25 protein-coding genes are annotated in these 25377 nt (G+C 63.6%); 17 read left to right on the top strand and 8 right to left on the bottom strand.

What is annotated here, in order from left to right:
* Positions 1-49 precede the first annotated feature (49 nt).
* The 8 genes from BMX43_RS17895 to BMX43_RS17860 form a co-directional block, all read right to left on the bottom strand.
* Positions 50-682, bottom strand: coding sequence for an HAD family hydrolase (locus BMX43_RS17895; RefSeq protein ID WP_091303519.1), 633 nt, complete (start codon positions 680-682; stop codon positions 50-52).
* Complete coding sequence (locus BMX43_RS17890; protein ID WP_175482177.1) at positions 679-2163, bottom strand: xylulokinase; 1485 nt, start codon at positions 2161-2163, stop codon at positions 679-681. Before BMX43_RS17890 ends, BMX43_RS17895 begins: the two co-directional genes overlap by 4 nt.
* Positions 2164-2168: 5 nt before the next feature.
* Positions 2169-2417: a hypothetical protein gene (locus BMX43_RS17885; protein WP_091303517.1), complete on the bottom strand. Its 249-nt coding sequence runs from the start codon at positions 2415-2417 to the stop codon at positions 2169-2171.
* Positions 2414-3523 (bottom strand): ABC transporter ATP-binding protein, encoded by a 1110-nt coding sequence (locus BMX43_RS17880; protein WP_091303516.1) that lies wholly within the window; start codon positions 3521-3523, stop codon positions 2414-2416. Before BMX43_RS17880 ends, BMX43_RS17885 begins: the two co-directional genes overlap by 4 nt.
* Positions 3524-3532: 9 nt before the next feature.
* Positions 3533-4387, bottom strand: coding sequence for a carbohydrate ABC transporter permease (locus BMX43_RS17875; protein WP_091303515.1), 855 nt, complete (start codon positions 4385-4387; stop codon positions 3533-3535).
* A gap of 3 nt (positions 4388-4390) precedes the next feature.
* Positions 4391-5320 carry a carbohydrate ABC transporter permease gene (locus BMX43_RS17870; protein ID WP_091303514.1) on the bottom strand — a complete coding sequence of 310 codons (930 nt, stop codon included), beginning with the start codon at positions 5318-5320 and terminating at the stop codon, positions 4391-4393.
* A gap of 61 nt (positions 5321-5381) precedes the next feature.
* The gene (locus BMX43_RS17865) at positions 5382-6797 is read right to left on the bottom strand and encodes an ABC transporter substrate-binding protein (RefSeq protein ID WP_175482176.1); all 1416 of its coding nucleotides are present in this window, start codon (positions 6795-6797) and stop codon (positions 5382-5384) included.
* Between the two features lie 44 nt (positions 6798-6841).
* The gene (locus BMX43_RS17860) at positions 6842-7990 is read right to left on the bottom strand and encodes an ABC transporter ATP-binding protein (protein ID WP_091303512.1); all 1149 of its coding nucleotides are present in this window, start codon (positions 7988-7990) and stop codon (positions 6842-6844) included.
* A gap of 128 nt (positions 7991-8118) precedes the next feature.
* Here BMX43_RS17860 and BMX43_RS17855 point away from each other — a divergent pair, with 128 nt between their 5' ends.
* The 17 genes from BMX43_RS17855 (at position 8119) to BMX43_RS17775 (ending at position 25232) form a co-directional block, all read left to right on the top strand.
* Positions 8119-8913, top strand: coding sequence for an SDR family NAD(P)-dependent oxidoreductase (locus BMX43_RS17855; protein ID WP_091303511.1), 795 nt, complete (start codon positions 8119-8121; stop codon positions 8911-8913).
* Positions 8914-9018: 105 nt separating this feature from the next.
* Complete coding sequence (locus BMX43_RS17850) at positions 9019-9648, top strand: bifunctional 4-hydroxy-2-oxoglutarate aldolase/2-dehydro-3-deoxy-phosphogluconate aldolase (protein WP_091303510.1); 630 nt, start codon at positions 9019-9021, stop codon at positions 9646-9648.
* Positions 9649-9692: 44 nt separating this feature from the next.
* The gene (locus BMX43_RS17845) at positions 9693-10526 is read left to right on the top strand and encodes an SDR family NAD(P)-dependent oxidoreductase (protein ID WP_091303537.1); all 834 of its coding nucleotides are present in this window, start codon (positions 9693-9695) and stop codon (positions 10524-10526) included.
* A gap of 4 nt (positions 10527-10530) precedes the next feature.
* Positions 10531-11586, top strand: coding sequence for a zinc-dependent dehydrogenase (locus tag BMX43_RS17840; RefSeq protein ID WP_091303509.1), 1056 nt, complete (start codon positions 10531-10533; stop codon positions 11584-11586).
* Entirely contained in the window at positions 11586-12635 is a 1050-nt protein-coding gene (locus BMX43_RS17835; protein ID WP_091303508.1) for a galactitol-1-phosphate 5-dehydrogenase, read from the top strand. Before BMX43_RS17840 ends, BMX43_RS17835 begins: the two co-directional genes overlap by 1 nt.
* 33 nt (positions 12636-12668) lie before the next feature.
* Entirely contained in the window at positions 12669-14174 is a 1506-nt protein-coding gene (gene glpK / locus BMX43_RS17830; protein ID WP_091303507.1) for a glycerol kinase GlpK, read from the top strand.
* 4 nt (positions 14175-14178) lie between these two features.
* A complete protein-coding gene (locus BMX43_RS17825; protein ID WP_091303506.1) occupies positions 14179-15126 on the top strand; it encodes a shikimate dehydrogenase family protein in 948 nt (315 codons plus the stop codon).
* 12 nt (positions 15127-15138) lie between these two features.
* Positions 15139-15714, top strand: coding sequence for a glucose-6-phosphate isomerase family protein (locus BMX43_RS17820; protein ID WP_091303505.1), 576 nt, complete (start codon positions 15139-15141; stop codon positions 15712-15714).
* A gap of 14 nt (positions 15715-15728) precedes the next feature.
* Complete coding sequence (locus BMX43_RS17815; RefSeq protein ID WP_091303504.1) at positions 15729-16649, top strand: phosphoglycerate dehydrogenase; 921 nt, start codon at positions 15729-15731, stop codon at positions 16647-16649.
* The gene (locus BMX43_RS17810) at positions 16646-17950 is read left to right on the top strand and encodes an arsenate reductase/protein-tyrosine-phosphatase family protein (RefSeq protein ID WP_217643987.1); all 1305 of its coding nucleotides are present in this window, start codon (positions 16646-16648) and stop codon (positions 17948-17950) included. Before BMX43_RS17815 ends, BMX43_RS17810 begins: the two co-directional genes overlap by 4 nt.
* Positions 17951-18061: 111 nt before the next feature.
* Entirely contained in the window at positions 18062-19105 is a 1044-nt protein-coding gene (locus tag BMX43_RS17805) for a sugar ABC transporter substrate-binding protein (protein ID WP_091303503.1), read from the top strand.
* A gap of 59 nt (positions 19106-19164) precedes the next feature.
* Entirely contained in the window at positions 19165-20661 is a 1497-nt protein-coding gene (locus BMX43_RS17800) for a sugar ABC transporter ATP-binding protein (protein WP_091303502.1), read from the top strand.
* Positions 20662-20671: 10 nt separating this feature from the next.
* A complete protein-coding gene (locus tag BMX43_RS17795) occupies positions 20672-21661 on the top strand; it encodes an ABC transporter permease (RefSeq protein ID WP_091303501.1) in 990 nt (329 codons plus the stop codon).
* A 15-nt stretch (positions 21662-21676) separates the two neighbouring features.
* Complete coding sequence (locus BMX43_RS17790; RefSeq protein WP_091303500.1) at positions 21677-22459, top strand: SDR family NAD(P)-dependent oxidoreductase; 783 nt, start codon at positions 21677-21679, stop codon at positions 22457-22459.
* A gap of 12 nt (positions 22460-22471) precedes the next feature.
* Positions 22472-23374, top strand: a complete 903-nt coding sequence (locus BMX43_RS17785) for a sugar phosphate isomerase/epimerase family protein (protein WP_091303499.1) — start codon at positions 22472-22474, stop codon at positions 23372-23374.
* Positions 23375-23383: 9 nt separating this feature from the next.
* The gene (locus tag BMX43_RS17780; protein ID WP_091303498.1) at positions 23384-24259 is read left to right on the top strand and encodes a sugar phosphate isomerase/epimerase family protein; all 876 of its coding nucleotides are present in this window, start codon (positions 23384-23386) and stop codon (positions 24257-24259) included.
* 70 nt (positions 24260-24329) lie between these two features.
* Positions 24330-25232 carry a MurR/RpiR family transcriptional regulator gene (locus tag BMX43_RS17775; RefSeq protein WP_091303497.1) on the top strand — a complete coding sequence of 301 codons (903 nt, stop codon included), beginning with the start codon at positions 24330-24332 and terminating at the stop codon, positions 25230-25232.
* The last annotated feature ends 145 nt before the right edge of the window (positions 25233-25377 follow it).

Raw genomic sequence — 25377 nt, 5'->3', positions numbered from 1 at the left:
CTTGCCTGCCTTGGCCCATCCTCGATCTGGTCCGGTTGAAGATGGGCCCCTAGGGCAAAACCAGCCGTTCGAGCGCGGCCATGTCGGTCAGGGCCTCGACACCGGCAGGCGCGGCAACGGTTGCGTGGGGCACGAAAACGGTGCGGATACCCGCTGCCAGCCCCGCTGCGGCACCGCTGGCGCTGTCCTCGACCACCACGGCCTGATCCGGCGTGCAATCCAGCAGCCACAGTGCCCGAAGATAGCCCTCGGCGGCGGGTTTGCCCTGACGCAGGTCATTGCGACTGACGCTGATCAGACCAGGGCGGGAGAGGCCGATCGCGCGCAGATTGGCATCGACGATCATCCGGTCACTGTTGGACACCACCGCCTGCGCGATGCCCGCTGCCTCGAACCGTCGCCAGGTCGCCAGCGCATCCTCAAAGCCGCGCAAGCCACCGATGGCCGCGAAGTAACCCGCATGTTTGCGCTGTTCCCAGACCACCGGCGGCAGCGACAGCCCCAGATCGCGCACGAAGCGATGGTAAAGATCATCCGCCGCGCATCCGACCACGGTTTCATACAGGTCATCCGGCACCTGCAACCCGGCCTCGACCATGGCCAGGCGCAATGCCTCGACCGCAATATGCTCGCTGTCGGCAAGGGTGCCGTCCATGTCCCATAGCACTGCTTTGATCGTCATGGTAATGGCTCCGACAGGGTTGAATTGAGCGACGCCATCAGCGTGCGGATTTGATCGAACCGCGCGGCAAGGGCGGCGTAACGGTCTCGGTTGGCGGCAATCGGCTCGACCGGGGGGCGAAAGCGCACCAGCGCACGGGCGGCTTCATGGGCATCGGCAAAACGCCCCAAGGCTGAATGGGCTAGTGCCGCCACGCCGATCAGCCCACATTCGGCCTCTTCGGTGGCAATGATAGGGGTGCCAAAAACATCGGCCTTGATCTGCAACCACAGGGGCGAGCGGGCCCCCCCGGCGGCGGCGATGATCTGCTCGGGCGGGCCGGTAAGAGCCGAGACCGGTGCAAAGGCCGCCTTCATCGCCAGCACGACCCCCTCCATGACCGCACGGTGCAGATGGGCCGTGCCATGAGCTGCGGTCAGACCCAGAAACCCGGCCTTGGAGGTGGGCCCCTGACCCAGCCGCTCGCCGGTCAGATAGGGCAGGAAGATCAGCCCTTCGGCACCGGGTGGCACCGCTGCAGCCGCATCGGACAGGGACTCGAAGCTGCGACTGTCATTGTCGAGCACCCGGGCGGCCCACCGCACGGCGTCCCCGGCCGCATCGACCACGGCAAAGGCGCCCCAGCCGCGCAGGGGCAGCGCCACGTTCATCACCTGCGGATGGACCAGCGGTGCGCTGCCGATCCGCGTCAGAAGGAACGAGGTGCCGGTAACATCCGAGACCTGCCCCAACTCGGTCACTCCCGAGCCAAGGATGGCACAGGGAAAATCCCCCGCGCCGACAAGCACCGGCGTTCCGGCCGCAAGGCCCGTCGCCTCGGCGGCGCTGGCCTGCAACGGGCCGAGGATGGTCTGCGATGTCAGAAGGGCGGGCAAGATGTGCTGCGCTACCCCCAGCCGTGCCGCCATCACCGCAGACCAGTCGCGCGTGCCCGCATGGCACAGGAAGCTGGAGCCTGCCTCGCTCCAGTCCATCGCCAACTCACCTGTCAGGCGGAAGTTGATGTAGTCCTTGGGCATCAACAACGTATCGGCGCGCGCCAGCGTCGCGGGGTCCGTCTCGGCCAGCCATTTCAGCTTGACCCCCGGCCAGGCGGGGGTCGCGGGGTTGATGGCGCCGGGCAGCCCGCGCAGGTTGGGCAGCGCGTTCAAAGCGGCGGCCTGTGGCGCGGCGCGCTTGTCGTTCCACAGCGGCACGCGCTCCTGTACCAGTTGCCGGTTGCGGTCCAACAGCACGGGCGCGTGCATCTGGCCGCAGACCGCAATGGCGCCGATCTGATCGGGCGGCAAGCCTGCCATCTGGAGCATCTGGCGGATGGTCGCAACCACGCCTTCCCACCAGTCCTGCGGGGCCTGTTCAACCCAGCCGTGGCGGGGGAAATGCGTGGCATGCGCCCGCGCGGCGGTGGCGATCAGCCGCCCTTCGGCATCCACCACACCTGCTCGAACCGAGCCGGTGCCAATATCAAGACCAAGGATCATCCGCGTCAGCCCGGCAGAAAGTAAAGTCGGACAAGGTTGAAGACGATCATCAGGATGGCTGCCCAGAACAGGAACTCCATCGGCCATTTCAGCAGGCGCAGCCTGTCATTCGCCAGCTTGGCCACTAGGATCGTCAGAAGGGCTGGCAGGGTGGCAGGCCAATGCGACAGATCGCCCGCGATCGCGGTGCAACTGCCGCCGAGAACGGCCATGATACCCAGCAGGATCAGCCAGTTGGCGCGAGTCGCAGTCATGCGTGGCTCCTGTCGGTAAAGGCGGCCTGAGCCAGAGTGCGGCCCGTCGCGTGGTCGAAAAGATAGATGTGGTCTGCGGGCGCGCGCAGATGCACGCGATCCCCCTCGCGGAAGCGGTCGCTTTCGCCGGTGGGGCGGCGCAGCTTGAAATCGCGCCCGCCAAGGGTGAAGGTCAGCAGGTTTTCCGGCCCCATCGGCTCGACCACCTCCAGCGTCGTGGTGAATCCGCCGGGCAGGGGATGGGCCGAAAGCTCCAGATGCTCGGGCCGGATGCCCAGATCATGCGCGCCGGGCGAAATGCGGTTGCGCGCCAGCCAATGCGTATCGAGATCGGCCGAAAAGCCTTCCGCCTGCGCCCGGCCATCTGCGAGTTGCACCGGCAGGATATTCATCTGCGGCTCGCCGACGAAACCGGCGACAAAGGCGTTGGCGGGGCGGTCGAACACCTCTTGCGGTGGGGCGAATTGCTGCACCGCGCCGTTGTTCATCACCGCGATACGGTCGGCCATCGACATTGCCTCAAGCTGGTCATGGCTGACGAAGACGGTGGTGCGGCCAAGCTGCTTTTGCAGGTGGCGCAACTCGGCCCGCATATGGGCGCGCAATTTGGCGTCCAGATGGCTGATCGGTTCATCCATCAGGAACACATCGGCATCGCGTACCAGCATCCGCCCGATCGCCACCCTCTGCGCCTGACCGCCCGACAGGCTGTCGGTGCCCCGTCGCAGCGTATCGCTGATCTGCAACATCGCCGCGACCTCCTCGACCTTGGCGCGGGTGGCGGACGAGGACAGGCCCCGCACCTTCAGCGGATAGGCGAGGTTCTCGTAAACCGAGAGGTGGTGGTAAAGAACGTTGGACTGGAACACCATTCCGACATTGCGATAGCGCGGTTTGAGATAGGTGACATTGCGCCCCCCCAACTCGATCCGCCCATCCGAGGGCATCAGCAGCCCTGCGATCATCCGCAGGGTCGTGGTCTTGCCGCAGCCCGAGGGGCCAAGGAAGAACACGAACTCGCCATCGGCGATGGTAAAGGAGATGTCCGCAACGGCGGTGAACTCTCCAAAGCTGCGGTGCAGCCTTTCGACCCGAACTTCGGCCATGACCCCTCCCTAGCGCACCATGCCCATCGACAGGCCGCGGATGAATTGCTTCTGCACGGCGATCACGAAGATCATGATCGGCGCGGTGATGATCAGACAGGCAGCGCCCAGCACATCCCAACTGACTTCGGCATTCACCGCAAAGGTGACGACGGCGGGCGGCAGGGTCTTGGTCGTGCTGCCCGAAAGGAACAGGGCGAAGGCATACTCGTTCCACGACAGGATCAGCACAAAGATCGCGGTCGCGGTGATCGAGGGTGTCATCAGCGGCAGCACCACCCGGCGGAAGGCGCCAAACCATGTATCCCCATCGACCAGCGCGATTTCTTCAAGCTGGCGGGGAATATCCTCGAAATAGCCTTTCAGCATCCAGACCACGAAGGGCAGTTGCATCGCGGTATACAGCAGGATCAGCCCGAAATAGGTGTCCAGCAGGTTCAGCGTCTTGAAGATCAGAAACATCGGCAGGATGACGGCAACGGCAGGCATCATGCGGTTGGTCAGAATCCAGAAGGATACGTCTTCTTTCCCGGCAAAATCGAACCGGGCCAGAGCATAGGCGCAGAACATGCCCAGCGTCACCGACAGGAAGGTCGATGTGACCGAGACGATCAGGCTGTTTTTCAGATAGCCCAGCATCCCCTTGTCCACGATCAGCACGCGGAAGGCATCCAGCGTGGGGGTGAAGATCCATTGCGGTGGCACGGCCTTGGCCACATCGCGCGGCATGAAGGCGGTCATCACCATCCAGACCACGGGCAACATGGCCACCACACAGATCACCAGCAGCACAAGATGAACCCACCAGTTGCGTTCGGCTTCGGGGGCGGCGGGCGAGGTCACGGAAGTCAGATCACGGGCCATGGGCTATTCTCCCTCGTCGATGCGGGTGCGGCTGAGAATGCGGATGAAGATGGTGCTCATCACCAGGATCAGCACGAAGATGATCAGCGACAGGGCAGCACCTTTCGAGACATCGAAGAACCGGAAGGCCAGATTGGTCAGCCAGATGTTCAGCGTCTCGGTCGAATTGCCGGGGCCTCCTGCGGTCAGCACCGCGATCTGGTCATAGGTGCGGAAGGCGTCCATCGTGCGGATCACCAGCGCAATCAGGATGGCGGGTTTCAGCATGGGCATGGTGATGGTCCAGAACACCCGCCATGCGCCGGCGCCGTCAATCTCGGCGGCTTCATAGGGTTCGGCGGGAATGGCGGCCAGACCGGCATGCAGGATCAGGAACATGAACGGCGTCCATTGCCATACGTCGATGAAGATCAGGGTCTGCAGTGCCGAGCCGGGTTCATTCAGGAACGTCGGCGGCGCAATCCCGATCAGCCCGGCCAGCGCGTTGGCGTAATAGGAAATCAGGCCCGAATTCGGGAACAGCATGTATTTCCAGATCAGCCCCACCACCAGGGGCGGCACCACCATGGGCAAGAGGATCGCCAGCCGATACAGCGCCTTGCCCCGGATCTGACGGCGGAACAGCAGCGCAAGGCCAAGCCCGGCCCAGAATTCCAGAAACACCGCAGAGACGGTGAAGATCAGGGTGATCCGCAGCGCGTTGAAGAAATCGGGGTCCTGGATCAGGTACTGATATTGCTCCAGCCCGACGAAATAGGTCTCGAGATAGGGCTTGGACAGGATGATATTTGTTGAAGCGAGATACAACGAATAGCCGAAGGGAAAGATGCCGACGGCAAACAGGATCAAAAGCGTTGGCCCCATCAGGAGCCAGGGAAACCAGCGGCGGTTCTGAAGTGCAACCTTCGGGGCTGTGCGCAATGCGTCCGGCATTTTGTGCGTCCTTCATGGCAGGGGAGGGGCGCCGCCCGGGAAGGGGCGGCGCCTGTGAGGATCAGCCCCAGTCGGCGGGTTTGCGGTCGTAGTAGGACAGGTCACGCCACAACTGCTTGGGGTTCTGCGCGCCGCTGCGATAGTAGCCGCCGCGCTTGAACGCGCCGGTCATATCCGCCTGCATCGCCTCAAGCGCCTGTTCGGCCGTGATTTCACCGCCCCAGGCGCGGTTGCCATGCAGGCCCATGATCTCGGAAATCTCGGCCCATTCCGGCACGCGGATCCGCTCGTCGGGGTTGGCGGTCTTGTCCATGTAGTCGTAAAGCTTGGCGCCCCAGGGCTGCGCCGCCTGATACTCGGCATCCTGGAAGGTGGAGTGACGCACAGCCGGGTTGCCGCCGATGCAGGCTTTGCGCAGGCGTTCCTTGTGGGTGATCCACTGCACAAAGAGCCAGGCCGCCTCTTTGGCCTTGGAGTCGACCGAGATCGACAATCCCCAGGAGCCGAAGAACGGATCGGTCCGCCCCTTCGGGCCGATCGGGCTGTGCAGGGCGATGTTCTTGCCCTTGATGTCCAGGCCGGGGCCTTCGTAATGCTCGCCGATGAAGCCCGAATAGGTGATCGAGCCACCCGCCTTGCCCTGCTGATAGACGGCGAGTTGCTCGCCATAGCCGTAGTTGAGGTCATCCTTCGGCGTGAACTGCTTGAGCCCAAGATAGAAGTTCAGCGCGGCAAGGTTGTCTTCATTGTTGATGGTGACTTCCCAGGCCTCGTTGACGAATTCGTTTCCGGCTTTTGCAGGGTCCTGGAAGGCATACATCAGCGGCGTGAACATCCAGCCCCAGAACCAGCGTTGCGGGCCGGTGACATAGCCTGCCTGACCCTTGGACGGGTCGTTCAGCGCGGCGCAGATTTCCATCATCTTGTCGGTGGTGAAGCTGCCGTCGAACCGATCCGGCACCTTCAGCCCCGCCGCTTCGATCCAGTCTGCGCGGAACATGTTGCCCACGGTGCCGCAATCGAAGGGCACGTTGTACATCGTCCCGTTGTACACGCCGGTGCCCGAGAACACGCGTGAGACGAAATCGTTTACGTCATAATCTTCGGCGGTCAGTTCGGGGTCGGCGATATATTTCGCAACCGGCTCCAGATATCCGGCGGCGGCATATTCGGCCAGCCACATGATATCCACGGTGAACAGATCGAAACGCCCGGTTTTCGAAGACATATCCAGAAGCGTCTTCTCGCGGGTGTTCTCGAAGGGTGCGTATTCGATGTTCACCTTGATGCCGGTCGCGGCCTCGAATTCGGGCACCTGGGCCCAAAGCGCGGCATGGCTGCCGAACTGCACGGCCAGCAGGTTCAGTGTGGTGCCTTCGAAGGCCTTCATGCGGGCCGCTTCGGCGCGCAGAATGGCCGGTGTGAACAGGATCGAGCTGCCAAGCAGCAGTCCCATCCGGCGGCGTGTGATATTCATGGTTCCTCCTCCTCCGTTGAAGCGCGGTTTCGCCGCGCCGTTGGTCATTCTGCCGGGACAAGCCCAGGGTCCGGGTGCGCCAGCGCCAGCCCGGTTTCAGCGTCGAACAGGTGCAGGGCCTGCGGGTTGACGCGGAAGTGCAGAGGGGCCCCGATAGCGGGCAGCGGGCGGCCATCGGCTTGCCTACGCGACCAGAGCCGCAGGACGGTGCCACCGATCTCGATGTCGTAAACCGTTTCGGAGCCGAGGGTTTCCACGGCATAGACCCGGCCGTCCTCGACATTCGGCTGCCCGGTGTCTTCGCTTGGGACCAGGGTCAGGTGCTGCGGACGCAGACCCAGAACCACCTTGCCGGGCTTGCGGTTCTGCAAGCCGTGGCGCTGCACCCACGCGACATCCAGATGGACTGCGAAATCCTGCGAAACCGCTTTCCAGCCCGTCCCGTCCTGCATCAGATCGCAGGTCAGGGTATTCATCGCCGGTTCCCCCACGAACTCGGCCACAAAGCGGTTGGCGGGGCGGTCGTAAATATCGCGCGGGGTGCCGATCTGCTGCACGCGGCCCTGATCCAGCACGATGATCCGGTCGCCCATGGTCATGGCTTCCAGTTGATCGTGGCTGACATACAGGATCGTGGCGGCAAACTCGCGCTGCAACTTCTTGAACTCGACCCGCATATGGGCGCGCAGCTTGGCGTCCAGGTGGCTGATCGGTTCGTCCATCAGATAGATCGAGGCATCGCGGACCAGCGCCCGTCCGATGGCCACCCGCTGCTGCTGGCCGCCCGAAAGCTGGCCTGGACGGCGATCAAGCAACTGGCCGATGCCCAGAATCTCTGACGTGCGGTCGATGCGGGCCTTCATGTCGGCGTCAGTCAGGCCGCGCAGCCGCAAGGGATAGGCCATGTTCTCGAACACGTTCAGATGCGGATAAAGCGAGTGCTTGTCATAGACCATCGCCACATTCCGCTCTCGCGGGGCGATGCCGGCCATGTCGCGACCGCCCAACAGGATGCGCCCGGCGTCGGGATGATCCAGTCCGGCCGTCAGGCGCAGCGTCGTCGTCTTGCCTGCGCCCGAGGGGCCTAGAAGGAAGACGAACTCACGCTCGGCCACGTCAAAGCTGATGCCGTCCAGCGCGGGTTTCCCGCTGCCGAAGCGACGCTCCAGCCCTTCGATGTGCAGCTCTGCCATTCTTGCCTCCCCCCTCGTCGAACCGATTTTCACGGCATTGCGGTAATAAGAAAACAAATTACTTGCTTGTCAACTTATATCGAATAAAATTCCATACGAACACCAGAAGCAGTGGAGGAAAACAGGTCATGGATCTTGGATTGGCAGGAAAGAAGGCCCTGATTTCAGGGTCTTCAGGCGGTATTGGCGAGGCAATTGCAGTCTCGCTGGCGCGTGAGGGGGCAGAAGTCATCATCAACGGGCGCAGCAGAGAATCAGTCGAGGCCGCCATTGCGCGCCTTCAAGCGGCGGTTCCGGGGGCCATTGCGCGGCCCTTGGTGGCCGATCTGGGCAGCGCCGCAGGATGCGAGGCGGCAATTTCAAGCCTGCCAGCGGACGGGCTGGACATTCTGGTCAACAACCTCGGAATCTATGAGCCGGTCGATTTCTTCGACGCCACGGATGCCCAGTGGCAACGCCTGATCGAGGTGAACGTGATGAGTGGCGTGCGCCTTGCGCGGCATTTCCTGAAGGGGATGCTGGCACGCGGCACGGGGCGGGTGATCTTCATGGCCTCCGAATCCGGTATCAATCCCGCACCGGAGATGGCGCATTACTCGGCCACCAAGACCATGCAGATTTCCGTTTCGCGCAATCTGGCCGAGCTGACCAAGGGAACCGACGTGACAGTGAACGCGGTGCTGCCCGGTCCGGTAAACACCGACGGGGTGGGCACGTTCATCGCCAACCTGTTCCCCGAACTGTCGCGCGATGAGGCGCATCGCAAGTTCATGCGTGAGAATCGCCCGACATCGCTGATCCAACGGCTGACGCGGCCCGAAGAGATCGGCGATTTCGTGTGTTTCATCGCCTCGGACCGGGCCAGCGCCGTGAATGGGGCTGCCCTGAAGGTGGATGGAGGGATGATCCGCTCGGTCTTCTGATTTTCTCTGCGGCGTATGAAAGTTATTTCCTTTTCTGTTGCAATCAAAGGAAATAACTTTTATATAGAATCATACGGAAGAGAATTCCTGCGAAGGGGAGGGAAGATGTCGATCATCGACAGGATCGGGGCAGCACGGCTGCTTCCGGTGGTGGTTCTCGAACGCGCCGAAGATGCCGTGCCGCTGGCGCGGGCGCTGCTGGCGGGTGGGCTTGATGTGGCGGAAGTCACCTTCCGCTCGGACGCCGCCGAAGAAAGCATCGCCCGGATTGCCCGTGAGGTGCCGCAAATGCTGATCGGGGCGGGCACCGTGCTCACCCCAGGTCAGGTGGATCAAGCCGTGAATGCCGGGGCGAAATTCTTGGTGACACCGGGCTACAACCCCGCCGTTGTGGCGCAGGCCGCCGCGTGCGGCGTGCCCATCGTGCCGGGTGTGAACAATCCGACCGGCGTGGAAACCGCCATGAGCGCCGGTCTGTCGCTGGTCAAGTTCTTCCCGGCTGGCCCTTCCGGCGGCGTGCCTTTCATCAAGGCGCTGATGGGTCCCTATGGCGCCATGCGCTTCATCCCCACCGGCGGCATCTCGGCCGCCAACCTGAAGGACTACCTCGCGCTGAAGGCCGTGCTGGCCTGTGGCGGCTCTTGGATGGTGGAGCCGGCGCTGATCCGCGCCGGAGCCTTTGACCGCATCACTGAACTGACCGCCGAAGCCGTGGCGCTCGCCCGCTCGGCCTGACCTTTCACCTACGCGCCCCAAGGGGCCTGACCAGAGGAATGACCATGTCCACCAATACCCTGTCTGCAGGACTTTCTTTGAAGGGCAAGACCTGCATCGTTACCGGGGCCGCATCCGGCATCGGCGAAGCCGTGGCGCGGATCTATGCGCAGAACGGCGCCAATGTGGCGATGATCGACTTTGACCGCGCCCGGCTTGACCGGATTTCCGGTGAAATCGCGGCCGAAGGCGGCAGCGTTCTGCCGATCTTTGCCGATGTCTGTGAAGAAGACGCCGTGCGCACCTTCTTCAAGCAGGTGAACGACACTTTCGGTTCGGTTGACGTGGTCGTGAACTCGGCCGGGCGCGACAGCCTTGCCCCGCCGGTCACCCAGGTTACGCTGGAAGAGTGGAACAAGACCATCGGTCCGAACCTGACGGCGGTGTTCCTGTGCTGCCGCGAGGCCTTCGTGTACATGGAACAGCAGGCCGAAGGCGGTCGGATCATCAACATGGGTTCGTCCTCGACGCGGGTTGCCTCTGGCCCCGGCCACAGCCCCTATCGCGCCTCCAAGCACGGGATGCTGGGCTTTTCCAAGAACATCCTGCTGGAAGGCATGCACAAGAAAATCGGCGTGACCGTGCTGAACCCCAGCCATGTGAAAACTCCGATGACCGAGATCATCGACAAGGGGCTCTACGATGGCGATCTGGTGGCCTACACCGATGGCTGGCTGGACGAGAAGGAACTGAAGGAAGGCATCCATTCCTCGTGCATCGAGGTGGATAATGTTGCCTGGCTGGCACTGTACGTCGCCACGCGGACCCCGGACGTCACCATCCCGACCATCGCACTTTACCCGACCCACAAGGCACACCGCTACGGGATGGAGGTCTGAGCCGATGCTGGCCGCCGTTTTCAAAGGCAGGGGAAAGGTCACGCTCGACGAGCGTGACCGCCCGGTGCCCGCCGCAGATGAGGTTCTGGTCCGGGTCCGGGCCGCCTCGATCTGTGGCACGGATACCAAGATCATCCGGGGCGGCCATTTCCGCGTCGGGCCGGACGAAACCCGCGTGTTGGGGCATGAACTGGCCGGTGACATTGTCGAGGTCGGCGCGCATGTGCGGGGCTGGCAGGTGGGGCAGCGGGTTTCGGTGGTGCCGAACATCGGCTGCGGTCGCTGTGACATGTGCCGCAGGGGTCTGAACAACATGTGCCCCGATTACGATGCTTTCGGCATCAACATCGACGGTGGCTTTCAGCAATACATGGTCGTCACGGCGGCAGCCCTTGCCGGGGGCAACCTGTTCGAGATGCCTGCGGCCATGAGCTATGAAGAAGCTTCGCTGGTCGAGCCGCTGTCGTGTTGCTTCAACGCCTGGAAAGATCTGACGGTCACGCCGGAAGACCGGGTGCTGATCCTGGGCACGGGGCCGATTGCGGGGATGTTCCTGCAACTGGCCCGGGCTTATGGGGCGCGGCAGGTGATCGTGGTCGGCCGCCGCGCCGAGCGTCTGGCCGAGATCGCGCCGCTGGGGGCCACTGATACGGTGGACAGCAGTCGCGCGGACGTGGTGGACGAGGTGATGCGCCTGACGGGCGGGCGGGGGGTAGACGTAGCGCTGACCTGCGCCCCGGCACCCGGGTTGCAGCAACAGGCCATGGCCGTTCTGGCGCGCTATGGGCGGCTGAACTACTTTTCGGGGCTGACCAAGGGGACCACCGTCGAGATCGACACCAACAAGGTGCATTACTGGGGCCTGAAACTGCTTGGGTCCACCGGCTCCAGCATTCAGGACTATGCCCGCGCGTTGCGGCTGGTCGAAAGTGGCAAGGTCCGGGTCAGCGATGTGGTCACCCACCGCTTCGGTATGGCCGATGCCGTGGCGGCTTTTGACCACGCCCTGTCAGGCAAGGGCATGAAAACCATCATCTTCCCGCAGGAGGAAAGGCTTTGATGAAAGCAGCGGTTCTGTATGCGCCCGGCGATCTCCGGGTCGAGGAAGTCCCGGTCCCGGTGATTGGCGCGGGCGAGGTTCTTGTGCGCGTCATGGCGGCAGGGATTTGCGGCTCGGACATCGGGCGCGTGATGGTGACGGGCACCTACAGCTTCCCCACCATTCCGGGCCATGAGTTCGCGGGGCAGGTCGCAGCCGTCGGGGAGGGCGTCACCCATCTTGCCCCTGGCGACAAGGTGGCGGTGGCGCCCCTGATGCCCTGCGGTAAGTGTGAGTGGTGCCAGGCGGGCAAGTTTTCGCTCTGCGATACCTATGATTTCATGGGTTCGCGCAGCGATGGCGCCTTTGCCGAATATCTGAAGGCGCCCGCGCAGAATGTTCTGAAGGTGCCCGACAGCGTTTCCTACGAGGAAGCGGCCACCATCGAGCCTGCCGCGATCATCCTGCATGGCATCCACAAGCTGAACCTGGCGCTGGGGGATGCGGTGGCTGTGGTTGGCTGCGGGGCGCTGGGGTATTTCGCGCTACAATTCGCCAAGCTTTCGGGCGCTCAGCCGCTGATCGCCATTGATGTGGACGATGACAAACTGGCTTTGGCGCGGGCGGTGGGGGCGGATATCTGCATCAACCCCGCCAAAGAGGATGCCGTGGCAGCTGTGCGGGCGGCAACCAGCGGGCGCGGCGTGGCCGTGGCGCTGGAATGTGCAGGCTCGGCGCCGGGGCGCGATCTGTCGATCCTAGTCACCGCCAAGCAGGGCAAGGTCATGCTGTACGGCACGGCTTACGGCGACGTGACCTTTGCCGAAAAGGCCTTTGCCCGCATGGTGCGCGAGGAGCTTGAGGTGGTCGGATCGTGGAATTCCTACTCGCTCCCCTTTCCGGGGAAGGAGTGGTTCGACATCATCGCACTTCTGGCGAAGGGCCGGTTGAAGATCGGCCCGCTGATCACCCATCGCGCCGGGCTTGAGGAGGCCCCCGCGATATTCAAGGCGCTGAAATCCCGCAGTTTCGGCCCCTACCACAAAATCCTGTTCACGCCGCAGGGCTGACAGGCGGCGGACGGCGGGCCAAGGGAGGAAACCATGACCCAATCCTATGTGATGGCACTAGATGAGGGCACGTCGAGCGCGCGTGCGATCCTGTTTGACCGGGGCGGCAATATCGTCGCCATGAGCCAGCGGGAGTTCCGCCAGATCTATCCCAGACCGGGCTGGGTCGAGCATGACGCGAACGAGATCTGGTCTACCCAGCTTTCCGTGGCCCGAGAAGCGATCCAGCAGGCGGGCATCGCGCCCGAGCAGGTGGCCGCCATCGGCATCACCAATCAGCGCGAAACTTGCGTGGTCTGGGACCGCCGCACCGGACAGCCTTTGCACAACGCGCTCGTCTGGCAGGATCGCCGCACCTCGGGCACCTGCGATTCGCTGAAGGCGCGGGGGCTGGAGCACTATGTCAAGGAAAACACCGGTCTGGTGATCGACGCCTATTTTTCGGGGACCAAGCTGGCCTGGGTGCTGGACCATGTGCCCGGCGCGCGGGAGCGGGCCGAACGGGGAGAGCTTGCGGCCGGCACCATCGACACTTGGCTGATCTGGAACCTGACCGGCGGCCGGGTGCATGTGACGGATGCCTCCAACGCCTCGCGCACGCTTCTGTTCAACATCCGCAGCGGCGATTGGGATGACCGGCTTCTGGCCGAACTGAACGTACCCCGCAGCATCCTGCCCGACGTGCGCGACAGTTCCGAGGTTTACGGCACGACCGACCCCGATCTGTTCGGCGCGGCGATCCCGGTGGCCTCCTCCATCGGCGATCAGCAGGGCGCGCTGTTCGGCCAGTCCTGCTTTGGTGCGGGGCAGGTCAAGGCGACCTATGGCACCGGCGGCACGCTGTTGATGAACACGGGCGAAGTGCCGGTCTTTTCGGACAACGGGTTGCTGACCACGGTGGCCTGGCGGATGGGGGGCAAGCTGGAATACGCACTGGAAGGCACGCTGTTTTCGGTGGGCACCGTGGTGCAATGGCTGCGCGACGAGCTGAAGCTGATCCACTCCGCCGCCGAGACCGAACCTGCCGCGCTGGAAGTGCCCGATACCAACGGTGTCTATGTTGTGCCCGCCTTTACCGGCCTATCTGCGCCGTTCTGGGACCAGTATGCGCGCGGAACCATCGTCGGCATCACCCGTGGCGCCAATCGCAATCACCTGATCCGGGCCTCGCTGGAAAGCATGACCTATCAGATCCGCGACGTGATCGGGCGAATGGAGGCGGATTCGGGCATCGCGCTGGCCGAATTGAAGGTTGATGGCGGTGCGGCGATGAACAACTTCGTTTTGCAATTTCAGGCCGATCAACTGGGCGTCGCCGTGCTGCGCCCGACGGTGATCGACACCACGGCACGCGGGGCCGCGTTCCTTGCCGGGCTGGCTGTCGGCTACTGGACCGACCGCGCCGACCTGTCTTCGGCCTTCTTGCTGGACCGGCAATTCACACCCTCTCAGGACCGCGCGGCGGCGGACAAGCTTTACCGGGGCTGGAACCGTGCGGTTGACCGCGCACGGGACTGGGCCGACCACGATCAGGATTGATGCGATGACCTATGAACCTGCCACTCGGCCGACGATGTACTTCATCGGCGTCACCACCGGAAAATCCTCGATCATGCGGGTTTTTCCAGCCTGGGCGAAACATCTTGGCATCGACGCGGTGCTGAAGGGCATCGACTTTGCCCCGAATTCGGACCCGGCGGCCTATCGGGACGCGGTGGGTTTCATCAAGGCCGATCCCCTGTCGCTTGGTGCGCTGGTGACGACGCACAAGGTGAACCTGCTGAAAGCCTCGAAAGACCTGTTCGAGGATCTGGACCCCTATGCGCAAACCCTGCATGAGATTAGCTCGATCTCCAAACAGGGCGGGCGGCTTGTTGGCCATGCCAAAGACCCGATCTCGGTCGGCGTCAGCCTTGAGGCGATCGTGCCCCCCGGCTATTGGGCGCAAACCGGCGCAACGCTGTGCATCCTTGGCTCTGGTGGCTCATCGCTGGCGCTGACGCTTTATCTGCACAACAAGAAACTGGCGGGGGGCGATGTTCCGCAGCGGATCATCGTCACCGCCCGGCGTGAGGCCAGTCTGGCCGAGATGCGTCATGTCCATTCCCAGATCGGCCTGAACATCGAAATCGACTACCGGCTTGCTCCCACGCCGGTCGATGCGGATGCGATTGTGGGCCAGCTTGCTCCGCGCTCGATGGTGGTCAATGCCACGGGCCTTGGAAAGGACGGGCCGGGCTCTCCCATCTCGGATGCCGTCCTCTTTCCCCAGGGCGGGCTGGTCTGGGAATTCAACTATCGCGGCGATCTGGTCTTTCTGGATCAGGCCCGCGTCGCCGCCGCTGCGCGTGATCTGACGGTGCAGGATGGCTGGGTCTATTTCATCCACGGCTGGACCCGCGTGATTGCCGAAGTTTTCCATATCGACATCCCCATGGCGGGGCCGGCCTTTGAGGCACTCGGCCGGATTGCCCGCGACGCAACCTCCTGAAAGGAGACGACAATGACCGACATGACCCCAACCAAGTTCGACTTCAACACCGTGACCGGCCTGTCGAAAACCGCCAAGCCGATTGCCCGACCGCTGTCCACGCTCAAGGGCTATTTCCACGATGCGGCAGCGTTCGACGCCGCGCTGTCGGCGGGCGATCCGCTGGTCTACGAATATTTCGACATGGGCGTGCCCGAGACGGACGGCAACGTCGCCTATGGCACGACCTCAATCAAACCCGGCAAGATCGGGGATGAGTATTACATGACCAAGGGCCATTTCCACACTGTGCTGGATACCGCCGAAGTCTATTACTGCCTGTCGGGCCATGGTGGCATGATGATGGAAACCCCAGAAGGCAAGGTGGAATGGCGCGAGATGAAGACCGGCGATGCCGTTTATGTGCCGGGACGCTGGGCGCATCGGTCCATCAACATCTCGCTGACCGAGCCCTTCGTGATGTTCTTCGCCTTCCCCGGTCACGCCGGGCATGACTATGGCACCATCGCCACCAAGGGTTTCCGCAAGCTGATGGTCGAACGCGACGGCAAGCCCGTCATGGTCGACAATCCGCGCTGGAACGGCTGACACCGTAACCCATCATGTCAGGTAAAATCGCTGTCACCCCGCGCTCCCTTTCGGGCGCGGGCCACCCCGCGCTGTCTTTGCTGACCGAGCGCGGCTATGAAATCGTCTTTCCCGCTCCGGGCAAGACACCCTCCGAAGATGATCTTCTGCGTGCCCTGCCGGGCTGTGTCGGCTGGCTGGCGGGGGTGGAGCCCATCGGCCCGCGCGTGCTGGCGGCGGCCGAAGGGCTGCGCGTGATCAGCCGCAACGGCGTGGGGGTCGATAACATCGACTTGCCCGCCGCCGAGGCGCGCGGGGTTCGGATTGAAAAGGCGCTGGGGGCCAATGCCCGTGGCGTGGCCGAACTGGCGGTGACGCTGATGCTGTCGGCCTTTCGCCATGTGCCATGGTCGGACGCTAGGCTGCGCGGTGGCGATTGGCAGCGCCGTATCGGGATTGAGGCCGAGGGCCGGGTTCTGGGTGTTGTCGGCTGTGGGGCCATCGGGCGGCAGGTGGCCGATCTGGCGCTGGGTCTGGGGATGCAGGTGGTGGGCTATGATCCTTTCCCCTCGAACACCTTCCGGCGTGAGGGATTCCGCTATGCCCCGCTGGCCGAGGTTCTGGCGGTGGCCGATGCGGTCACGCTGCATTGCCCCCCCGCCGAGCGCGCCATCCTGAACGCTGACAGCCTTGCCACCATGCGGCACGGGGTCACGGTGATCAACACGGCGCGAGCCGAGCTGGTGGACGATGCAGCGATGCTGGCGGCGCTGGACAGTGGGCAGGTCAGTGTGCTGGCAACTGATGTGTTTCACACCGAACCGCCCGCGCCTTCAGCGCTTTTGGCGCATGACCGCGTGATCCTCACCCCCCATGCCGGCGGCTTCACCGAGGAAAGCGTCGAACGGGCGACCCGCACCGCGATTGAAAACATCCTGAAGGTGCTGGAGCCATGAGTGTCTGGACCATCTCCCCCGCCGCCACGCCAGAGTCGGTGTCGATGCCCGCGCAGGGGGCTGCCCTATGGTGGCTGGGGCAGGCGGGGTTCCTGATCCGGCAGGGCGGGCTGTCCATTGTGATCGACGCCTATCTCTCCGACAGTCTGGCCGAGAAATATCGCGGCACGAAGTTCCCGCATCAGAGGATGATGGCGCCGCCGGTTGCTGCGGAGGCGTTGCGCGGCATCGACTGGCTGCTGTGCACCCACGCCCATACCGACCACATGGACCCGGGCACCATTCCCGCCCTACTGGCGGCCAACCCTGGCGCTCGGGTGCTGGCACCGCGGGCGTGCCGCGATCAGGCGCTGGCGCGTGGCGTGCCAGAGTGTCGTTTGGTGCTGATGGATGCGGGCGAGACGCTGGATCTGGGCGGCGTGCAGGTCACCGCCACCCCCGCCGCGCATGAGGATCTGCGCATCACGCCCGAGGGGCATCTGTTCCTTGGCTATGTGCTGCGAGGCGGCGGGGTCACGCTTTGGCATTCGGGCGATACGATCCCTTTCCCGGGGCTGATCGAGACGCTGGCGCCACATCGGGTGGACCTTGCGCTGTTGCCGGTGAATGGCCGCGATGCGGAACGGGCGGCCAATGGCGTGCCCGGCAACCTGACTCTGGATGAGGCTGTGGCCCTGACCGACGCCATCGGCGCGCGGGGGATGCTGGGGCATCACTTTGGTCTGTTTGCCTTCAACACGCTGGACCCCGATACGGGCCGCGCCCGTCTGGCTGAACTGCGGCCCGCCGCCGAGGTGGCGCTGGCCGGGCCGGGGCAGGTCTGGCACGTCGCGCCCACCGCGCGGCGGCCTTTGGCGCTGCTGGCGATCTGCAAGGGCAATATCTGCCGCTCGCCCTTGGCCGAGGGGTTGCTGCGGCAGCATCTGGCCGGGCGCAATGTGATGATCGACAGTGCCGCGCTGATGGACTGGAATGTCGGGTGCTCCCCCGACCCGCGCTCTGTCGCGGTGGCGGCGGGGCAGGGGATCGACATTTCCGGGCAAGTGGCGCGGCAGATCCGTGAAAGTGATTTCGACGATTTTGACCTGATTCTGGCGATGGACGCCGAAAATATCGCCGGGCTTGCGGCGCTGGCCCCGGCAGGCGCCCGGGCGCGCATCCTGCGGCTGGGCGATTTGCTTAGCCCCGGAATTTCACAGGATATTCAAGACCCTTACGAATACGGCCCCGAAGCCTTTGCAGAGGTCTTCGATCAGCTTGATCGCGCGGCACGGATCATCGCGCAGAATTTCATTCCTTAATCATATATAGAATGAAATTCCTTTACTTTTGCGTCCCGTCGAAATAAATTCGACTCATGGACAGACTCGGCGGAGAGGAGCCCCGACCTGTCGCAACACGGAGGAGAGACCATGAAAAGCGCACGACTGCTCATGCTGAGCGTCGCAGCCAGCAGCTTTGCGGCCGCCGCCCTGGCAGACGATCTTTGCGGCTATGCCGCACCCACTGCGCTTGCCGAAGGCGCGCAGGCAGATCCGGCCACGATCCAGAACGGGGTGGACGGCATCAACATCGCCTTCCTGCCGATGGGGACCGAGTTCAACTATCACGTCGCCTTGGGCGAGGGGATCAAGCAGGTCGCCGACAGCCGCGACGATGTGGATATGTTCCTGCTGTCCCCCTATTCCGGCTCGGATCTTGCCGGGCAGATGGGGATGCTTCAGGATGTGACGGCACGCGCCGATGTCGATGCCATCGTGCTGATTTCCTTTGACGAAGCGGCCCTGGCGCCCTTGGTCAAAGAGGCGGTCGCGGCGGGCAAGGCGGTGATCATCGTCAACTCGGACATCCCGAATTTCCCGACGCCGGTGCATGGTGTGGTGGGGGTGAACCAACGCGCTGTGAACAACGCGCTGGCCGAATGGGCCCGCGAACAGGCCAAGGGCGAGCCGCGCACTGTCGGCATTCTGGACGGCGAGCCGGGCTATCTGGCCACGGAACGCGCTGGTGGCTTCACCGATGGCATCGACGGCAGCAACTGGACCGTCAAGGCCCGCATCAACGGCGGCTGGAGCGTGGAAAAGGGCAACACCGCCGCGATGGACCTGATGCAGGCCAACCCGGATGTGCAGGTGATCTATGCCGCGAACGACTATATGGCGCTGGGGGCTTCGCTTGCCGCCAAGGCGCTGGGGCGCGAGGATCTGACGATCCTTGGCTATGACGGTGACACCGGCGCGCTGGAAGACATCGCGGCTGGGGGCATGGATGCCACGTCCGACACCTCGCCGGTGATCATGGGGCGCAAGGCAGCCTGCTTTGCCATCGACCTGATCGAGGGCAAGACGCCGGGCGGCTATGTCAACACGCCGACGCGGATCGTCAGCGCCGCCAACGCGATCGAGGTGCTGCAAAAGCCCGATGACCTCTTTCCGAAGCCTTCCAGGGCCTACTGACCTCCCGAGCCTGCGGGGGCTGCGGCCCCCGCGTTTTTCCTGCAACCCCGGAGGCGACCATGACGACCCCACTTTGGGAACTCGTGAATATCTGCAAGGCGTTTCCTGGTGTCCGTGCAAATGACGGCATCTCGATCCGGCTGAACGCAGGCGAAATCCATGCGCTCTTGGGCGAGAATGGCTGCGGCAAGTCCACGCTGATCAAGATTCTGTCGGGCGTCCATCAGCCTGATAACGGCGAAATTCGCCTGAACGGCGTGCCGTTGACGCTGGGCAGCCCGATTGATGCCCGCACCAAAGGTGTGGCAACGGTGTTTCAGGAATTCTCGCTGGCCCCGACGCTTTCGGTGGCCGAAAACATCTTTCTGGGCCGCTATCCCCGGCGGGGGCCTTTTGTGGACTGGGCACGGATGCAGGCCGAGGCGGAGCGGATTCTGGCCTCGCTGGAAATTCGGATCGACCCGCGGCGTTTGGTCGGTTCGCTGTCCGTGGCCGAACAGCAACTGGTCGAGATTGCCAAGGCGATCTCGGTCGAAGCGACCCTGCTGATCCTGGACGAGCCGACAACGGCGCTGGGTGCGCATGAGATCCTGGTGCTGCACAATCTGTTACGCCGCATGAAAAGCCGTGGCGTTGCCGTGCTTTATATCTCGCACCGGCTGGATGAGGTGGTCGAGCTTGTTGATACCGCAACGATCTTGAAAGATGGCCGCGTGGCCTCGACCGCCGAAGCGACCCGGTTGGACATTCCTTCAATCGTCACGGCGATGATCGGGACATCGGTGGATGAACACTACCCCAAAGAGCAGAACGCCACCAATGAGGTGCTGATCGAGGTCGAGGGTCTGTGGTCGGCCGCCGGTGCGCGCGGCGCCAGTTTTTCGGTCCAGCGGGGCGAGGTCTTCGGTCTTGGCGGTGTGATCGGCTCGGGTCGGACCGAGATTGCCCGCGCTGTGTTCGGGGCTGACAAGATCACCGGCGGGCGCGTCCGGGTGGCGGGGCGCAAGCTGCGCCTGCGCAGCCCGCGCGACGCGATTGCGGCAGGCATCGCCCTTGTGCCGGAGAACCGCAAGTTCGATGGGCTGTTCTTCAACTTCAACGGCGGGCCCAATATCACTTCGGCCGCCATCGGCAGCATCCGCCGCCTGTTCCTGCTGAACAAGTCGGAGGAGGCACGCATCACCACCAACTATATCCGCGATCTCGAAATCTCTCCTGCCGCCGCGACCAAGTTCGTCAACCTGCTCTCAGGCGGCAATCAGCAGAAGATCGTCATTGCCCGCTGGCTGTTTGCCCAATCGCAGGTGCTGATCCTGGACGAGCCGACCCAGGGCATCGACATCGGCGCCAAGATTGCCGTCTACCGGCTGATCAACCAACTGACCGCGCGCGGCTGTGCTGTCATCCTGATCAGCTCCGACCATGCCGAACTGATCGCCATGTCCGACCGCATCGGCATCGTGCGGGGCGGCGCGGTGGTCGAGACGCGCCCCGCTTCACAAATCACCCATGCCCATCTGGTGCAGGCCTCGGCCAGCGCCGCGACCGCAGCCTGACGAGGACACCATGACCCAACCCTCTGCCTTCAAGCGCCTTGCCGGTCAGGAGTTCTTTGGCCCGTTTCTGGCGCTGCTGATCATTTCCCTGTTCGTCGCCCTGACCACCCCCAGCTTTCTGGACCCGCAGAACTTTCGCAACATCGCGTTGCAGGTCTCGATCCTGTCCATCGTCGCCATTGGCTCGACCATCGTGATCATCACCGGGGGCATTGATCTGTCGCCCGGCTCCATGATCGCCTTCCTGACGATGTGTCTGGCGGTGTTCATCAAGAATCAGGGGATGGACCTGGGCCCGGCCATCGCGCTGACGCTGCTCATCGGCTGTGCTTTGGGCATCGGCAACGGGATTCTGGTGGCCTATGTCGGCATTCCGGCTTTCATCGTGACGCTGGCGGGACTTTCCGCCTTCAAGGGGCTGGCCCTGACGCTGAACGGTGGCACCCCGGCCTTCTCGTTGTCAGAACAGTTGGGGCAGGTGTTTTACGGCACCTTCCTCGGCCTGCCGCTGCCGTTCTTCTATGTCATTGGCAGCTATCTGCTGTTCATGGTAATCATGGAACATACACGGCTGGGCCGCGAGATTTATGCCGTGGGCGGCAACGAGAATGCAGCGCGCCTGTCGGGGATCAACGTGGCGCGTGTCCGGCTGATCGCCTTCAGCTTTGCCGGAGCCTGCGCCGCTTTTGGCGCGGTGCTGCTGGCGGCGCGACTGAACTCGGGTTCGCCCAACTATGGCGCCAATATCGAATTGCAGGCCATCGCCGCTGCCGTGGTCGGGGGCGCCAGCCTTGCCGGGGGGCGGGGGCGCGTCGTGTCGTCGCTGATCGGCTCGCTGATCATCGTGGTTGTGCAGAACGGGCTGAATCTGAACGCTGTGACGACCTCGATGCAAAGCCTGACCATCGGCTTGATCATCCTTATCGCCGTCGGCCTTGACGTGTGGCGGGCGCGGTTGGGCCGCGGTCTCGCGCGGCTGACCGGCCAAAGAACCGCCTGAATGGGAGAGACTGAGATGGATTTCGGACTGAAGGACAAGGTTGTCGTGGTCACGGGGGGCGGAACCGGCATCGGGTTTGCCATCGCCAAGGCGTTCCACGATGAGGGCGCGGTGGTGGTGATCAACGGGCGCGACAAGGGGCGGCTGGACGCGGCCTGCACCCGGATCGGCCCGCGGGCGCATGGGGTGGTGGCCGACTTGATGACGCCCGAAGGGGCCGTGACGTTGGCCGACTTCGCCGAAGGGCTGGGCCCGGTGGCGCATCTGGTCAACAACATCGGCGTCTTTGACGTGAACGATTTCTTCGAGGTCAGCGATGATCGCTGGATCGAGTATTTCCAGCACAATCTGATGACCGCCATCCGCATCACCCGCCTTCTGATGCGCAAGATGCTAGACCGGAACGAAGGCAGCGTCGTCTTCATCTCGTCCGAGGCCGCCATCCGGTCCATCGGCAACATGGTGCCTTACTCCACGACGAAAACGGCGATGCTGGGCCTTGCCCGGTCGCTGGCCGAACTGACGCGGGGAACCGCGGTGCGGGTGACCAGCTATATGCCCGGCACCACGGCGACCGAGTCTGTTCAGGGCTATTTCGAAGGGCTGGCCAAGGAGCAGGGCAAGACGGTCGAGCAGGCGCTGGCTGACTTTTACCGCGACGTGCAGCCCGGCAATCTGGTGCAAAAGCTGATCGACCCGGCGCTGCACGGGCGCGGCGTGGTGCAACTGGCCACCAATGCCGCGATGAACGGTGTCACCCACCGGGCCGATGGCGGCACCATCCGCAGCATCATCTGAGCGAGGCAAGCCATGTCGCAACTGGGCATACACGCGCTTGTCTGGGTCACGGAGTGGAGCGAGACCGACATTGCCCGCGCCTGCGCGGCCACCGCCAAGGCGGGTTATGGCCTGATCGAGGCGGTGATCTTCGATCCCGCCAAGGCGCGGCCCGAAGCAACCGCGCGGTGGCTGGCGGCCAATGATCTGGCAGCGGTCACCGGTATGGCGCTGAACCCGGCGGCCGATATCTCCAGCCCCGATCCGGCGATTGCGGCGGCGGGGGAGCGGCTTATTTCGGACGCGATCCTTGCCACGCGCGACATGGGCTCGCCCCTGTTGGGCGGGGTGACACATTCCGCCATGCACCGCTATCCGACCGCAGCGGCACCCGGCACGCTGGCGCGCGTAATAGATACCTATGCGCGCCTCTCCGACAAGGCACAAGCAGCGGGCATCCGGCTGGGGATCGAGGCGGTGAACCGCTACGAATCCAACGTGGTCAACACGCTGGACGATGCGGCGGCCATTGTGCGGGCCGTCGGCTCGCCCGCGCTGTTCGCGCATATCGACAGCTTCCACATGAATATCGACGAGCATGACATCGCCGCAAGCATCGCCCGGAATATCGACGTGATCGGCCATGTCCATGTGGGTGAAAGCCATCGCGGTTATCTCGGTTCCGGCTCGGTGGATTTTCCGGCGTTCTTCCGGGCGCTGGTCCGGGCAGGCTATGACGGCCCGATCGTGTTCGAGGCGTTTTCGGCGGCCACCCTGAGCGCTGATGTGGCCAACGCCCTGGCCACCTGGACCGCGCATTGGACCGACAGCGCCGACCTTGCGCGCCACGCGCTTGGCTTCATGCAATCCGGGTTGGAGGGGGCGCGGCTGTCGCTGGCCCATCCCGGCCCCATCGCCCGCCGTCAGAACGGCTGAGGAGGACAGATGGCACAGTTCGGCGTTCACGCCCTTGTTTTCACCAGCGACTGGAACGCGGCCAGCGCAAAAGCCGCCTGCCAGACCGCCCGCGAGATCGGCTATGATCTGATCGAGGTGCTGATCTTCGACCCCGCCACGCTGGACGTGGCCGCGACTGCCCGTGCCGCGCGCGAGGCAGGCATCGGTCTGCGGCTGGGCATGGCGCTGTCGGCAGGCAGCGACATCTCCTCCATCGACCCGGTTGAGGCGGCGCGGGGGGAGGCCACCGTCGCGCGCTGTCTGGAAATCGCCTCCGAACTGAGCACGCCGGCGGTCAGCGGCATCACCTATGCCGCTTTCAACAGCTATGCTGCGGCCCCCACAGCCGCACAGCGTGCGCAGGTGGCCGAGGCTCTGGCCCGGTTGGACACCCGCGCCGGGCAACTCGGCGTGAAGCTGGGGCTGGAGCCGGTGAACCGCTATGAAAGCTATTTGGTCAACACGCTGGACCAAGGGGCAGAACTGATCCGCATGTCTGAAGCGCGGAACCTGTTCCTGCACATGGACACCTTCCACATGAACATCGAGGAGGCCGATATCGCCGCCACGATCCAGCGCAACGCGGCGCTTCTGGGATATGCCCATCTGGCCGACAATCATCGCGGTCTGCTGGGCACCGGTGCCTTTGATGTGAAGGGCTTCTTCCGCGCGCTTTGCGCCGTGGGCTACTCCGGCGACTATACGGTGGAAAGCTTCTCCCCCGTGGCACTGTCTCCTGATCTGGCAGGTGGTCTGCGCCTCTGGCGGCAGGCATGGCAGGAACCGGCCCATGCGGCGCGCGTGGCGCTTGAAGCGATGCAACGCGGCCTTTCCGAGGCGCGGGCCGCCGTGACGCCCTGGTAAGAAAAGGAATTCGCTTTCAGTTTCCGTGCAAGCTATAGAATTGCAAGGATGGCAGCAAAGCAGGACCGAGATGGATAGCGCAACCGAGCAAAAGCAGGGCATTCTTGCACGCATCCGGTGGAAATCCGGCTATATGAACCCGGCCCTGCGCCGCATTGCGGACAGGGTTCTGAAAGAGCCCGACAACATCAAATCCATCTCGATCAAGGATTTGGCCACGCAATGCGATGTGTCGGAAAGCACCGTCACCCGCTTTGTCCGCGAAATCGAGGTGTCGAGCTTTCAGCACTTCAAGATCCTGATTGCCGAGGAACTGTCGCAGGGCAGTTCCAACGGCATCCCACGCCTTGCCGACCGTCATGTCTATGAGGACATCACCGAAGAGGATGACACCGCCTCGGTGCTGACCAAAGTGACCGCCCGCTATGCGATGACCATTGCGGACACCTGCTCCGGTCTGCCCGCTGCCGAGTTGGAGCGCGCCGTCGCCGCGATTGAGGCTGCGGATTCGCTGTCCTTCTTTGCGATGGGGGCTTCGCTGATCTGCGTCGAGAATGCGCTCTTGCGCTTCATGCGGGTCGGCAAGTCCTGCCAGTTCTTCCGCGACCTTGGTATCCGGCAGATTTCGATCTCGACTCTCGGCCCAAAGTCGCTGGCCATCGGCATCAGCAATTCTGGCCGGACGATATCGACGGTGGACAGCCTGAAAGAGGCCAAGGCACAAGGTGCCACCACATTGTGCATCACCTCTTTCCCCGACAGCCCCATCGTCCGGCATGCCGATATCTGCCTTTTCACTCCGACTGTGACCGGGGTTGTCGGGCCAGCGGAATACCATGAATCCATGGTCTCCAAGATCGCACAGTTGCAGGTGATCGACGTGCTCTACTCGCTTTACGCGGTTCGCAACTTCGGCAGCGCGATTGCAGGTCTGGAAAAGACCTCGGACGTAACTTCGCTGACCCGCTACTAGGACCGGGCGAACTGGATTTCGGTCATGAACCGGCCAACCAAAGGAGAATTGCCGTGAAGATCGGGGCACCGAGGGAAATATTCGAGGGCGAGAACCGGGTTGCGATGACGCCCGATTCGGCGCTGCAACTGGTGAAGCTGGGGCA

This window comes from Gemmobacter aquatilis (genome assembly GCF_900110025.1).
Taxonomy (GTDB): domain Bacteria; phylum Pseudomonadota; class Alphaproteobacteria; order Rhodobacterales; family Rhodobacteraceae; genus Gemmobacter; species Gemmobacter aquatilis.
This window is presented reverse-complemented; position numbering and strand designations above follow the sequence as displayed.